We start from the raw sequence: 13,308 nt of genomic DNA, 5'->3' as shown, positions 1-13,308 counted from the left end.
GCAGCGCCCACAGACGCGCGGGAGCTGCCGCAGGCTGCGATCTTTTCTACCGCCACACCGTTACAAACTGATCGCTACCGCCTCGAACCGCACCCGGGGATGGGCGATCCGGTCCTGCGCCCGCACCAGTTCCAGTTCATAGCTGGCACAAGCCTGGGTTTCCAGCAGCACTTCATGCACCGCCGCCGCGGTGAATTCGAAGGCGCTCAGCAGACTGTCACCCAGCAGCACACGCGCCAGGAACAGCCCGGAAGTCAGATCGCCAACGCCCACCGGCTGACGCGGGAACGCCAGCAACGGCCGACGCAAGTGCCAGCTGCCTTCAGCGGTCACCAGCAACATCTCGAAGCCATCCGTCAGTTTGCCGGGATAGTCCAGATGCTTGACCAACACCGCCTTCGGACCGCGCGCCAGCAGCGCCCGCGCCATGGCCAGGCAATCGAACAGTGACTGCGCCTTGCGCCCCGAGAAGCTGTTCAGCTCCAGCTGATTCGGGCACATGAAGTCGGCTAACGCCGCCGCCTCTTCCAGCAGGAAATCGCTGACTTCGGCTGGAACACTGCAGCCCTTCTCCGGATGGCCCATCACCGGATCGCAGAGGTACAAGGCTTTGGGATTGATCGATTTGATTCGCTCCACTCCCGCCAGAATCGCCCGCCCTTGGGCCGCGCTGCCGAGGTAGCCGGACAACACGGCGTCGCAGTTGCCCAGTTCGCCAATCGCCGCGATGCCCTCCACCAATTCCGGAATCTGATGCGGGGCCAGCACTTCCCCGGCCCACTGGCCATATTGCGTGTGGTTGGAGAACTGCACGGTATTGAGTGGCCAGACGTTCACCCCGACCCGCTGCATCGGGAAAACCGCGGCGCTGTTGCCAGCGTGGCCGAACACCACATGGGACTGGATGGCGAGCAGATGGGGCGTACGTTTCATGCGGTGAGTTTTCCATAAACCGATTGAAATTCGAGCCGCGCAGTATGCGACTAAACGCAGCCTGTACGACAGACCAGAGACGCAGTTAAGCTGACACTATCTTGTTGGAGCACCCTGTTGATGCTGACCCTAGGAAATATCTTCGTGCTGATGCTGCTCGCCACCGGTGGCGCATGGCTGTGGCACAACCACGGCTTGCGCGAACGCGCACTGGAGCGGGTTCAGCAGCATTGCGCCAAGCTGCGGATCGAGTTGCTGGACGGCAACGTAGCCTTGAAGAAGATCGCTTTCATTAAAGACGCCAACGGCCGTCGGCGCCTGGCCCGTGTGTATAGCTTCGAATTTACCGTGACCGGCGAAACCCGCCACAACGGCACCATCACTCAGTTCGGCGCCCATAGCGCACAGATCGAGCTCGCGCCCTACCCAATGCCATTCGACGACACACCGCCGGTGGTCGAAGTCGCAAAACCCAGCGCCGAGGTGATTGAATTGAGCCAGTGGCGGCAAGAACACACCAAGTGGCGTCCCTGAAGATCAAAAGATCGCAGCCTGCGATTTTTTGATCTTCAAACCGACCGGCAATCGGCCAGATCTCTTTGCAGCGACTCAACATCCTGCACTTCACTGAAAATCAGCTCGATGCGCGAATCCCGTCGCCATTCGCTGGGTTGCCAATCCAGTAACGAGTTATTCAGCGCGTTGGCCGACACCCAACCTTCGACGCTGTGGATAACCAGCTTCGCCCGCAGCCATTCAAGGCTCTCAAGCCACTTTCCGACAAGCACGGCATCGAATGTCTGACTCGGATGCCAGCGCCAGCCGACGCTCCAGCCACCCTCTTGCGCCTGACTCAAGCAAATCGGCTGCGCAGGGTCAGTCCAGATGGCCGGCATCTGTGCCAGCCCCTTGGGCACGATGAAGTTATCCACACCCGCGACAGCCTGAGCCTTGAGGCCCGGTAACTCGCTCAGCGGCAAGACAGCTTGCTGCGTCCAGTACAAAGGACGCGACGGCAACTGTGCGACAACTCGCTGGCGATCACTGTCGTCGAGGCTTTCTGCCTTGTTCAGCAACAGCAACCCGGCACTGTCCAAGGCTTGCAGTTGCGCCGCTGGCAGCGGTTTTCCAGCCGCGAGCGCCTGGGCGTCCAGCACCAGCACGCAAGGCTGCACCGCCAGGACGCCTTGCCACGGCGCCTCGCTCAATTGCCTGAGCAACTGCGCCGGATGCCCCAGCCCGGAGGGCTCGATGAACAGTCGATCCGGTCGTGCCTTGCGCAGCAGCCGCCCGAGGCCGACCTGAAACGGCGCACCATTGACGCAACACAAACACCCCCCGGCCACTTCCCCCAGTGCGATACCATCGACGTCCTGGGTCAGCAGCGCAGCATCCAGGCCGATCTGGCCGAACTCGTTGATCAGCACCGCCCAGCGCTCACCGGCCGGCCGCTGCGCCAGCAGGTGCTTGATCAGACTGGTCTTGCCGGCACCCAGCGGGCCGGCGATGACGTGGGTGGGAATGTTCTGCAACATGGTCGAAGTTTTCTGAGGAGGTAAAGGATGCGGTTGATGGGATGGTCGTTGCTTCTGGCGCTCATGTCGGGTGAAGCGCTGGCCCAAGCCTGCGTGGTACATAGTACGGCTGAGCGGCTGGACGTGAAGGTCTGCCAGCAGAACCGCAACATCCCGGAAAAACTGTTCGCCGACGGCTTCTGCCAGCCGAATCTGGCCGGGCAGAAAGTCGAGGTGCAGTACGTCGACCAATGCCCCGCCGGCGCGTTCGGGGTATGCAGCAACGCTCAAGTCGCCAATATGCCTTACCGGCAGGATATTCACTATTACGGCGTGGCCACCGATGCGGCGTATCTGAAGCCGTTTTGCGAAGCCCAGAGCCAGGGAACCTGGCTCAAACCTTGAGCTGTCAGCCCAGCCAGTCGAGGGTCAGGATCAAACGACGCTCGCCCGGTGCCGGCTGCGGCGAACGGTGAACCAGACCGAAACCTTCGTTGCCGTGCCACTTCTCTCCTTTAAGCAGCGCCACTTCGCCGCTGGAGATACGCTGGATCAGCGAATCATCCTGGGGTTCGGCGTCAGGCTCGCCTAATCGGCGGCGATCCATCGCCCCTTCTTTCAGCCACTGGCTGCCGACCCCTGCGTAGGTAGTGATCAACCGCACCGGCACATGATCGACGTGGAAACGCGGGCACATGGCTTTGTCCAGAACCCGCAGGCGTAGGCCGATGCGTTGGGCGCCCAACAGGCAGGCGAACGCGCTGACCAGCCAGGAAACGTCGGCGATAAAACCTTCGTAACCTTCAAGATCGCTGAAGCCTGAGGCTAAACCGTGGAGATTGGGTTCGGCTTCATCACTGGCCATTTCAAGGGAAAGCGACTCGGCCAGCGGCTGGTTCAGGGACAACAGCAAGCGACCGAAATCGGCAATGTGCGCCGGCAGTTGGCGCTGCCAAAGGGCGAGGTTCACCCCGTCGTCCAGAATCCCGGTCAGCACCTTTGGCGTTTCACCTTGAACCTGAGCAATGACCGGTCGCCGCTTCAGACTGGGCGCCAGCATCAGGCAGCCGCCTCTTCGTGCCAGGGACCGAACGGATCGGGCAACAGCCGCCACCCCTCGACGCCCAAGACCATTTCATCATCCGTCAGCAGGCAGTTATCAAGTTCGGCGGTGAGTTGTGCAAAGTCGATGTTCTGACCGATAAACACCAGTTCCTGCCGGCAATCGCCGGTGGCGGCCGTCCAGTTCTCCATGATCCCGGCGGTGCTTTCTTCGTCTTGCGGCCACTGGTTTTTCGGCACGAAACGCCACCAGCGCCCGGCAAACCCGTAACGCATCAAGCCGCCGGCCTGGGACCAGCTACCGGCATCCATGTGTTTACTGGCCAGCCAGAAAAAACCCTTGGAACGCAGCAGCTTGCCGTTCACCCACGGGCGATCGATGAAGCTGAAAAAGCGCTGCGGATGAAACGGTCGCCGCGCCCGATAAGCCGTGGAGGCAATACCGTACTCCTCGGTTTCCGGCACGTGTTCACCGCGCAATTCCTGTAACCATCCTGGTGCCTGAGCGGCCTTCTCGAAGTCGAAACGCCCAGTGTTGAGGATCTTCTTGAGTGGCACCTCGCCCATGACCATCGGAATGATCTCGGCCTGGGCATTGAGCCGTTCGAGGATCGCGATCAGCTCCTGGCGTTCGCGGCTGCTGATCAAATCGATCTTGCTGATCAGGATCACGTCGGCGAATTCGATCTGCTCGATCAATAGGTCAGTGATCGAGCGCTCGTCCTCCTCGCCCAGGGTTTCACCACGGGAAGCGAGGCTTTCGGCGGCTTGGTAGTCGAGCAGGAAGTTCATGCCGTCGACCACGGTGACCATGGTGTCGAGCCGCGCAATGTCGGCCAGGCTCTGCCCTTCTTCATCGCGAAAGGTGAAGGTTTCCGCCACGGGCAGCGGCTCGGAAATGCCGGTGGACTCGATCAGCAGATAATCGAAACGACCGTCCCTGGCGAGTTTGCTGACTTCTTCGAGCAGGTCTTCGCGCAACGTACAGCAAATGCAACCGTTGCTCATTTCCACGAGTTTTTCTTCGGCACGGTTCAGGCTGACATCGCGTTGAACTTCACTGCCATCGATGTTGATTTCGCTCATGTCGTTGACGATCACCGCGACCCGCAGATTATCGCGATTACGTAGTACGTAATTCAGCAGTGTACTTTTTCCGGCGCCGAGAAAGCCCGACAGGACGGTCACGGGGAGACGATTGGGCATCAGGTATTCCTCACAGGGATGCCCGGTCGCAATGTCGGGCTTAATTTATGTTATAGTATAACAACACAAACAAGCCACTCCCCCTCTTGCCCACAACGACAAAGGGCACGATGCTTTAACCCGTCCGCCCCTTGAGAAATGCCATGGGAAACGCTCTGAGATTCTCGCTGTTGAGCCTTTCGCTGCTGATTGCGGTCGATGCCTGGGGACAGATCCCAAGCCTGGCCAAATGCACCCGTAGCGCCAATCTGCTGGCCTGCGTGGATGCCGACGGCAATGCCTACAGCGTTAACACCGTCGGTAGCACGATCTACTTGCGCGGCTTTGAAGTGGCCGGCAAACGCCATTGGGCGCAAACCAACAGCCGCTACGGGCAACTGACGTTCTTTACCGGCCTCGCATCCGATGGCGAAGCCTGGGTCGGTTACAACCGCCGGGTTGGCTGGACAACCATCAATCGGTTCTCCAGTTCCGGGGGCAGCAGCGCGAAGTTCACCTGTAGCCGGATGACCGGTTGCTAGGCCTGTGCCTTTTTCTGCTCCTGCTGCCAGGCGATATAGCTGTTCATTGGGGGATTCTTCTGGAAGTAACGCTGCAAGCCTTCGAATAAACCATCCGCCACGGCCTGCTGATGCCGCGCCGTCACCAGTCGCTGGCTGTCGCGGGCGTTCGAGATGAAGCCGGTTTCCACCAGAATCGACGGCACATCCGGCGACTTCAACACCGCAAATCCCGCCTGCTCCACACGCTTCTGATGCAGCGTGGTAATGCCCGCCAGGCTGCCGAGCACCGTGTTGCCCAGCTGCAAACTGGCGGCGATGGTGGCGTTCATCGACATGTCGAGAATCACTCCGGCGAGCATCGGATCCTTGTCCTTGAGATTGAGCAGGCTGGTGGCGCCCAACAGGTCCGCGCCGTTCTCCCGTTGCGCCATGAAGCGCGCCGTGGCCGAGGTCGCACCGCCTTCGGACAGGCAGTACACCGACGCACCTGAAGCGGTGAGGCGCGGCGCGGCGTCCGCATGGACCGAGATGAACATGTCGGCCTTGTGCTTGCGGGCGATCTCCACGCGCTTGCGCAGTGGGACGAAGAAGTCATCGTTACGCACCAGTTTCACGTCGAAGCCCTTTTCACGCTTCAGCCTCTTGGCCAACAGCTGGGCGATCGATAGCACCACGTCTTTCTCCCGCTCACCTTTGGCGCCGACCGCGCCCGGGTCTTTGCCGCCGTGACCAGGGTCGACCACCACAATGACGTCGCGCTTGGGATGAGCCTTGTCGATGATGGGCTCACGTTTTTCCGACGGCGCCGCCGCGATCTGTAGCGGAGCAATGGCCTTCAGATCGAGCACCAATCGGTGCCCCTGCCCATCCTGTGGTGGCAACAGGAAGCTGTTGAGCTGCACCGGACCGCTGAGGTCGAGGACGATCCGCGTATCGCCCTGACCGAAATGCCCGGAACGGATCGCGCGAATCACCGAGTTGTCGAGCGCCAGCTGACTGAAGTCGCCACTGAAGTTGGCGCCACTCAGATCGATGATCAGCCGCTCCGGAGCACTCAGGGAAAAAGTTTTGTACTGCACCGGCCCGCTCAGATCGAACACCAGTCGCAGCTTGTCGTCCGAACGCCACAGTCGTGCATTGCGAATTTGCGTGGCCGACACACCAAAAGGTAACGCAAAGGCCGCGCCGGCCAGAATCAGGTTGAGCAAGTGACGTCTGTGCATGATGAAAGCTCGTTCACGAAAAAGGCATCGTCGATTTGATTGTTATAATATAACATGCCAAATCAACTCCCACGATGGACCTGCTCATGAATGCGCTGACTCTGCCGGATATCGCCGCGCAGGCCTCACGCCAAGCCCTGCCACTCGATTGGGTGGGCATGTGCGGCATTGCTCTTCCTGTTTTATTCGATGGCCAGCGACTGAGTGCAAAAGCCGACGCTGGCGTTAGCCTCGACGATGGAGAGGCGCGTGGCATCCATATGTCGCGGCTGTACCTGGCGCTGGAAATGCTTGAGCAGGAAAACCTTTCACCCGCGTTGTTGCGGCGAGTCTTGCTGAGTTTTCTCGAGACTCATGAAGGACTTTCCCACAACGCTTACCTAAAAATTCACACCGAACTTCTGCTCAAAAGACCCGCGCTCGTCAGTCCGTTGGCCGGCTGGAAAACCTATCCGGTGAGCATCGAGGCGAGTCTGAAAAACGCGATGTTCCACGTGGAACTAAAAATCGACGTGCCTTATTCCTCAACCTGTCCATGCTCAGCAGCCCTTTCGAGGCAGTTGATTCAGCAGCAATTCGTTGATGACTTCGCCAATCAACCATTGCAACACGAAGACGTTCTGGCTTGGCTCGGTTCCACGAAAGGCATCGTCGCGACGCCGCATAGCCAACGCAGTAATGCGCAATTGCAGCTGCGTCTGGATGACTATCTGGATGACCTGCCGTTGATCGCCGCGATCAACGACGCGGAAGCCGCTCTCGGCACTGCTGTGCAAACCGCCGTGAAACGCGCCGACGAACAAGCTTTCGCCCTCGCCAACGGTCAGAACCTGATGTTCTGCGAAGATGCCGCGCGACGCTTGAACCTGGCATTGAAACGCTCCCCGGGCATCAACGCCTTTCACGTGCGAGTCGTCCACGCCGAAAGCCTTCACGCCCACGATGCCGTCGCCGAAAGCCGCTGGAACTGGGAGGCCGCATGATCCGATGCCAAGCCTTGCGCTGGGGCGCACCCGGTCAGCCGCTCACTCCAGCGGTTGATTTCGAACTGCCCAAGGGGAGTCTGACCGCCGTCATCGGCGCCAACGGGTCGGGCAAAAGCAGCCTGCTGAAAGTCATCGCCGGCCTGCAAAAGCCACTGGCCGGCAACGTCGTCATTGATGTTCCACGCAAGGGCGGCCTTTCGTTCCTGCCTCAGCAACAACACTTGGACCGGCAGTTCCCCATCAGCCTGCAAGAGTTGGTGGCCGCAGGTTTCTGGGGCAGCAAGCAAACTCCGGAAATTCGCAGCCAGCGACTCAAGGCTGCACTGGAAGACTGGTGCCTGAGCGGTCTGGAACATCGCCCGTTAATGGCCCTCTCCGGAGGCGAATTGCAACGTGCCCTACTCGCCCGACTGAGCCTCGCCGAAGCGCCCTTGCTGCTGCTCGACGAACCCCACGCCGCGCTCGACGAACTCGGCCAGGCGCTGCTCTGGAAACACCTCCACGCCTGGCATGCAGACGGTCGAACCCTGGTCGTGGTGTGTCATGACCTGGCCGCCGTGCGCCAACAGATTCCACAAGCGCTACTGATCAAAAGCAGCGGCTGCGTCCTCGGCCCCAGTACCGAGCTGATTCGCCAACAACCTCAGACGCAGGTGGCTTGATGATCGCTGCTGCTCACCTTTGGCAACCGTTTCACGAATTCGTATTCATGCGTCGGGCACTGCTGGGTGGCCTTGTTCTGGCCTGCAGCACGGCGCCGCTTGGGGTGTTTCTGATTCTGCGGCGCATGAGTCTGATAGGCGATGCAGTGGCTCACGGCATCTTGCCCGGCGCCGCATTGGGCTTCTGGTACGCAGGCTTGAGCCTGCCCGCGCTGACCATTGGCGGCCTCGGTGCCGGCCTGAGCATGGCCGGACTGGCCGCCTGGATTACCCGCCGCACCGGCTTGCGGGAGGACGCGAGCCTGGCCGCGATTTACCCGATATCGCTGGCCAGCGGCGTGCTGATCCTCGGTATCGCCGGCAAGCGGCTGGACCTGTTGCACCTGTTATTCGGTTCGGCGCTGGCGGTCGATGGCCCGACCTTGACCGGCATGCTCTGGGTCTCGGGCTTCAGCCTGCTCGCCATGGCCCTGATCTACAAACCACTGTTGCTGGACACCCTCGACCCGCTCTTTCTGCAAACCGTCAGCCGTCTCGGGCCGCTGGCTCACGGGGTATTTCTGACGTTGGTGGTGCTGAACCTGGTGATCGGTTTCCAGGCTATCGGCGCGCTGATGGTGGTCGGTTTGATGATGCTGCCGGCCGCCGCTTCTCGCTTCTGGAGTCGTCGTTTGCCGGTGCTGGTCATCATCGCCGCGTTGCTCGGCAGCCTCTCGGTCTGGCTCGGATTGTTGCTGTCGTTCTACTACTCGCTGCCCAGCGGCCCGGCAATCGTGCTGGTGGCTGGCGGTTGGTATCTGCTGTCCGTGGTGTTCGGCCCGGTACACGGTTTACTGCGCCGCCCGCCTTTGCTCACATCCCAATGAGGTGTAACCCAATGCGCGCTTTACTCGTGCTGTTCAGTCTGATGCTGTCGATGTCGCTGTCTGCCGCGGAAAAACTCCAGGTGGTCACCAGCTTCAGCATCCTCGCCGACATGACCCATCAGGTTGGCGGCGACCATATTCAGATCACCAACATGGTCGGTCCGGACGCCGATGCCCACACCTACGAACCGACGCCGGATGATGCAAAGGCACTGCTCAACACCAAACTGATCATCAAGAACGGGCTGGGTTTCGAGCCATGGCTGGACCGCCTGGTGACCAGCACCGAAACCAAAGCCCCAGTCATCAACGCCAGCCACGGTGTCATTCCGCGCTCGCTGGATGAAGACGGCGAAACCATTCCCGACCCGCACGCCTGGCACAACCTGGCGAACACCGAGTTGTACATCAGCAACATCACCAAAGCGCTGATCGCCGCCGACCCTGCAAACAAAGCTGACTACGAACACAACAGCCAGGCCTATCTGAAAAAGATCTACGCCTTGCTCGCCGAGGCTAAAGCCAAGCTCGGTTCGCTGCCGCCGGGTAATCGCAAAATCGTCACCTCCCATGATGCCTTCGGCTATCTCGGTCAGGCTTACGGCATCAACTTCATGGCGCCGCAAGGTCTGTCCACCGAACGCGAACCTTCGGCCGCCGAAGTCGCTGCGCTGATCACACAGATCCGTCAGGCCAAGGTCAAAGCGGTGTTCATGGAAAACATCAAGGACACGCGCCTGCTCAAGCAAATCGCTGATGAAAGCGGCGCGCATATCGGTGGCACGTTGTACTCCGATGCCCTCGCTGCAACTGGCCCGGCCAGCACCTTCACCGGGCTGTTCGAATACAACCTCAACACTTTGTACGAGGCATTGAGCAAGCCATGATCCGCAAGAATCCTTCAGGTGATCTGCCATTGATTGCGGAGTCGGCGTACGTGGATAAAACCGCAATCATCTGCGGCAAAGTGGTGATCGGCGAGAACGTCTTCGTCGGCCCCTACGCGGTGATTCGCGCCGATGAAGTGGACGACTCGGGCGAGATGGAAGCAATCACCATCGGCGCCAATTCGAACATCCAGGATGGCGTGGTGATCCACTCCAAGTCCGGCGCGGCGGTGACCATCGGCGAGTTCAGCTCCATCGCCCACCGCTCCATCGTCCACGGACCCTGCAGGGTCGGTAATCGCGTGTTCATCGGTTTCAACAGCGTGCTGTTCAACTGCGCGGTGGGCGACGGTTGCGTGGTGCGGCACAACTCGGTAGTCGATGGTCGTGACTTGCCTGACGCCTTCTACGTGCCCTCCACCACACGCATCGGCCCCAACACCGACCTGTCGCAGTTCCCACCCGTCAGCGTCAGCGCCTCGGAGTTTTCCGAAGACGTAGCACGCACCAACGTCGATTTGGTGCGCGGCTACAAAGCCCTGCAGAACGAGTTCTGACCATGAGCAGCGTGCTGATTCGCAACGCCCGACTAGTGAACGAAGGCCGGGAATTCGACGGTGATCTGCTGGTAAGCCACGGTCGCATCGTCAAGATCGCCAGCAGCATCGAAGGTGAAACAGCTGCCGTGGAAATCGACGCAAACGGCCAATGGCTGCTGCCAGGCATGATCGATGACCAAGTGCATTTCCGTGATCCAGGAGCACCGAACAAGGGCAGCTTCCATACCGAGTCCCGAGCGGCGGTGGCCGGCGGCATCACCAGCTTCATGGACATGCCCAACACCTCGCCGGCCACCCTGACCCTCGCCGCGCTGGCAGACAAGAAGCGTCGAGCGGCAACTCACTCAGTGGCCAATTACGGTTTTCATTTCGGCGTGAGCAACGACAATCTCGACACCGTCGCCGCGCTCAATCCTTGCGAAGTGGCCGGGGTCAAAGTGTTCATGGGCGCCTCCACGGGCAATATGCTGGTGGACGATCCGCGAACTCTTGAGCGGTTATTCGCCGAGGTGCCGACCCTTTTGTTGGCCCACTGCGAACACACGCCCAGCATTGAAGCCAACGCGGCGAACCTGCGAGAGCTGTTCGGCGACCACCTTCCGCCCGCCGCTCACCCGCTTATCCGCAATGCCGAAGCGTGCTTTCGATCCTCCTCAATGGCCGTCGATCTAGCCAGACGTCACGGCACCCGTCTGCACGTTTTGCACCTGACCACCGCCCGTGAGCTGGCACTGTTCGAAGACAAGCCGCTGGCACAGAAACGCATCACTGCCGAGGCTTGCCTGCATCATTTGCTGTTCGACGACCGCGACTACCCGAACCTTGGCAACCTGATCAAATGCAACCCGGCGATCAAGACCCAGGCCGACCGCAATGCCTTGCGCAAAGCGCTGTTGAGTAATCGGCTGGACGTAATCGGCAGCGATCACGCACCTCACACCTGGGCCGAAAAACAGCGCCCCTACAACCAGGCGCCGTCCGGTTTGCCGTTGGTGCAACACGCCCTGCCCGCGCTGCTGGAACTGGTGGCTGATGAGATCCTGCCGATCACCACCCTTGTGGCCAAAACCAGTCATCGGGTCGCCGATCTGTTTGCCATCCCCGACCGCGGCTACCTGCGCGAAGGGTATTGGGCCGACCTGGTGTTGATCAAACACGAGCCCGATGGCGTGGCCGTTTCCCGGCAACCCATCCTTTCGCAATGTGGCTGGACGCCCTTCGCCCGGCATCGCTTTCGCCACAGCGTCAGCACAACGATCGTGTCGGGACAAATTGCGTGGCACGACAAACGTCTTAATGATAACTGTCAGGGCTTACCGCTACGGTTTATGCGCTGACGCACGTTATCGAAAACATTCGAGAACACCGATCATGATCCACATCACCCTGCCTGATGGTTCATTGCGTGAGTATGACCAACCGCTGTCCGTGTTTGAGGTTGCCGCGAGTATCAGCCTCGGCCTGGCTAATGCAGCGCTCGCGGGTCGGGTGGACGGCGTGCTGGTGGACTGCGGATTTCTGATCAAGTGCGATGCGCGGGTCAGCATCGTCACGTCCCAGGAACCCGACGGTCTGGAGATCCTCCGGCGTTCCTGTGCGCTGATGCTGGCCATGGCCGTAAAACAGCTGCATCCGAATACGCAGTTGCGGGCCGGATCGGCGCTGGGTGACGGCTTCTTTTATGAGTTTGCTTTCCAGCGATCCTTAACCCTGGCCGCTCTGCCAGTGATCGAAGCGCGTATGCGCGAATTGGCGGCGACCAACCATTCGATCCGCCGGCAGGAGCAAACGCCAACCGAAAGGCTATCGCTGTATCGTCTGGGGGACTTCGAGGGTTTCGCGGCAGGCCCGCATGTTCCCACCACCAAAGTGTTGCAGGCCTTTGCACTGGACCACATCAGCGGCACGTTGCAGCAACGAATCTATGGCACGTGTTGGTCCAGCCAACAGGAACTGGACACCTGGCGAGCGCCACCCCAGGTCGTGGTTGTGAATATCGATGAGCGTCAGAGCGATTATGCGCACTCGGTGACCGAAGCGCTGCGCCGGCGCGGACTGCACGCCAACTCGGATCTGCGTCACGAGAAAATCAGCCGCAAGATTCGCCAGCACAGCCAGAAGGTGCCATACCTGTTGGTGGTCGGAGAGAAGGAAAAGGACGGTGGGTTTGTCAGCATGCGCAGTGGCAGCGGGGAGGATTTCGGGGAGAAAGGGATTGAGGCGGTGTGTGATTTGTTGAACCCGCCCAAGACTGCTGGTGCCTGAGCGGACACCTTCGCGGGCGAGCCCGCTTCCACAGGGATCACATATGACCTGGTGGGAACGAGCCTACCCGCAAAGCTTTTAGGCTCTTGGCTTCACTGTGCCGCAATCCTGACCCAACCACACAGCGCGGGTATCGAGGCTACCCTTCTGCTGAATGCCGGTGGCGTTGAAGGTGCCGTTGACCTTGGTGGTGAACTCACGGTCACTCATAAAAGTGGCCACTCCGCTGCCCTGCGCTTTCGGACAGCTGAAACGGAATTTCCACTGGTTACCGCTACGCTCGGTAATTTCCTGCTTGCAGCCCGATTGCGGGTCCGTCAGCGGAATGTTGTCGCTCTTCACCTGCTCAGGTGTCAGGCACGCCCGAATCCCTTTACCGCCCATGGTGATACCTTGTTTCTCCAGCATCGCCCGCTGTTGGGGGGTCATCTGGTTTTGTAGCTGGCCGAGGATCAATTGCAGATCGGGCATGTTCTGGTCATCGACCTTCATGTTGCTTGAGGTCAACTCCCACAAGCCCGGTTGCAGCATCTGTGCCTGAGCGGCCACAGGAAGTGCCAAACCAAACGCCATGGCCAAACCCAGCAGACGAACGTTCATCGAGTAACTCCTGATCATTAGTGGCCGTTAGACGTCGGCCA

Annotated in this window: 16 protein-coding genes; 10 read left to right on the top strand and 6 right to left on the bottom strand. The window is 60.1% G+C overall.

What is annotated here, in order from left to right:
* Nucleotides 1–60 precede the first annotated feature (60 nt).
* Nucleotides 61–933 (bottom strand): pyridoxal kinase PdxY, encoded by an 873-nt coding sequence (pdxY, locus tag ACEN8R_RS24330; protein WP_018927365.1) that lies wholly within the window; start codon nucleotides 931–933, stop codon nucleotides 61–63.
* Nucleotides 934–1,053: 120 nt separating this feature from the next.
* On the opposite strand from pdxY, the gene ACEN8R_RS24325 reads away from it, so the two are divergent.
* The gene (locus ACEN8R_RS24325) at nucleotides 1,054–1,467 is read left to right on the top strand and encodes a DUF3301 domain-containing protein (RefSeq protein WP_018927364.1); all 414 of its coding nucleotides are present in this window, start codon (nucleotides 1,054–1,056) and stop codon (nucleotides 1,465–1,467) included.
* Nucleotides 1,468–1,502: 35 nt separating this feature from the next.
* Here ACEN8R_RS24325 and ACEN8R_RS24320 read toward each other — a convergent pair whose 3' ends face one another.
* Entirely contained in the window at nucleotides 1,503–2,468 is a 966-nt protein-coding gene (locus ACEN8R_RS24320) for a CobW family GTP-binding protein (RefSeq protein WP_064621162.1), read from the bottom strand.
* 27 nt (nucleotides 2,469–2,495) lie between these two features.
* Here ACEN8R_RS24320 and ACEN8R_RS24315 point away from each other — a divergent pair, with 27 nt between their 5' ends.
* The gene (locus ACEN8R_RS24315; RefSeq protein ID WP_018927362.1) at nucleotides 2,496–2,852 is read left to right on the top strand and encodes a hypothetical protein; all 357 of its coding nucleotides are present in this window, start codon (nucleotides 2,496–2,498) and stop codon (nucleotides 2,850–2,852) included.
* Nucleotides 2,853–2,856: 4 nt separating this feature from the next.
* Here ACEN8R_RS24315 and ACEN8R_RS24310 read toward each other — a convergent pair whose 3' ends face one another.
* Nucleotides 2,857–3,507, bottom strand: a complete 651-nt coding sequence (locus ACEN8R_RS24310) for a DUF1826 domain-containing protein (protein ID WP_495624398.1) — start codon at nucleotides 3,505–3,507, stop codon at nucleotides 2,857–2,859.
* Nucleotides 3,507–4,715 (bottom strand): zinc metallochaperone GTPase ZigA, encoded by a 1,209-nt coding sequence (gene zigA / locus ACEN8R_RS24305; protein ID WP_495624397.1) that lies wholly within the window; start codon nucleotides 4,713–4,715, stop codon nucleotides 3,507–3,509. Before zigA ends, ACEN8R_RS24310 begins: the two co-directional genes overlap by 1 nt.
* 143 nt (nucleotides 4,716–4,858) lie before the next feature.
* Here zigA and ACEN8R_RS24300 point away from each other — a divergent pair, with 143 nt between their 5' ends.
* Nucleotides 4,859–5,236, top strand: coding sequence for a hypothetical protein (locus ACEN8R_RS24300; RefSeq protein ID WP_064621165.1), 378 nt, complete (start codon nucleotides 4,859–4,861; stop codon nucleotides 5,234–5,236).
* Here the strand turns inward: ACEN8R_RS24300 and ACEN8R_RS24295 are convergent.
* Nucleotides 5,233–6,441: an N-acetylmuramoyl-L-alanine amidase gene (locus ACEN8R_RS24295; protein ID WP_138866548.1), complete on the bottom strand. Its 1,209-nt coding sequence runs from the start codon at nucleotides 6,439–6,441 to the stop codon at nucleotides 5,233–5,235. The two genes, ACEN8R_RS24300 and ACEN8R_RS24295, sit on opposite strands and share 4 nt — an antisense overlap.
* Nucleotides 6,442–6,527: 86 nt before the next feature.
* Between ACEN8R_RS24295 and folE2 the strand changes: the two genes are divergently transcribed.
* The 7 genes from folE2 to ACEN8R_RS24260 are packed head-to-tail and all read left to right on the top strand — an operon-like array spanning nucleotide 6,528 to nucleotide 12,667.
* Nucleotides 6,528–7,424, top strand: a complete 897-nt coding sequence (gene folE2, locus ACEN8R_RS24290) for a GTP cyclohydrolase FolE2 (RefSeq protein ID WP_018927357.1) — start codon at nucleotides 6,528–6,530, stop codon at nucleotides 7,422–7,424.
* Nucleotides 7,421–8,089, top strand: a complete 669-nt coding sequence (locus ACEN8R_RS24285; protein WP_018927356.1) for a metal ABC transporter ATP-binding protein — start codon at nucleotides 7,421–7,423, stop codon at nucleotides 8,087–8,089. The genes folE2 and ACEN8R_RS24285 overlap by 4 nt, the downstream gene beginning before the upstream one ends.
* Complete coding sequence (locus ACEN8R_RS24280; protein ID WP_018927355.1) at nucleotides 8,089–8,955, top strand: metal ABC transporter permease; 867 nt, start codon at nucleotides 8,089–8,091, stop codon at nucleotides 8,953–8,955. The genes ACEN8R_RS24285 and ACEN8R_RS24280 overlap by 1 nt, the downstream gene beginning before the upstream one ends.
* Nucleotides 8,956–8,966: 11 nt before the next feature.
* Nucleotides 8,967–9,842, top strand: a complete 876-nt coding sequence (locus tag ACEN8R_RS24275; protein ID WP_018927354.1) for a metal ABC transporter substrate-binding protein — start codon at nucleotides 8,967–8,969, stop codon at nucleotides 9,840–9,842.
* Nucleotides 9,839–10,399, top strand: coding sequence for a gamma carbonic anhydrase family protein (locus ACEN8R_RS24270; RefSeq protein WP_018927353.1), 561 nt, complete (start codon nucleotides 9,839–9,841; stop codon nucleotides 10,397–10,399). Before ACEN8R_RS24275 ends, ACEN8R_RS24270 begins: the two co-directional genes overlap by 4 nt.
* Before the next feature lie 2 nt (nucleotides 10,400–10,401).
* Complete coding sequence (locus ACEN8R_RS24265) at nucleotides 10,402–11,739, top strand: dihydroorotase (protein WP_018927352.1); 1,338 nt, start codon at nucleotides 10,402–10,404, stop codon at nucleotides 11,737–11,739.
* A 34-nt stretch (nucleotides 11,740–11,773) separates the two neighbouring features.
* A complete protein-coding gene (locus tag ACEN8R_RS24260) occupies nucleotides 11,774–12,667 on the top strand; it encodes a His/Gly/Thr/Pro-type tRNA ligase C-terminal domain-containing protein (RefSeq protein WP_018927351.1) in 894 nt (297 codons plus the stop codon).
* A 78-nt stretch (nucleotides 12,668–12,745) separates the two neighbouring features.
* Here the strand turns inward: ACEN8R_RS24260 and ACEN8R_RS24255 are convergent, their stop codons facing one another.
* A complete protein-coding gene (locus ACEN8R_RS24255; protein ID WP_018927350.1) occupies nucleotides 12,746–13,267 on the bottom strand; it encodes a DUF3617 domain-containing protein in 522 nt (173 codons plus the stop codon).
* Between the last annotated feature and the right edge of the window lie 41 nt (nucleotides 13,268–13,308).

This window comes from Pseudomonas sp. Pseusp15 (assembly GCF_059492165.1).
The sequence above is the reverse complement of the archived record's forward strand: the minus strand, read 5'-3'. Positions and strand labels throughout refer to the sequence as shown.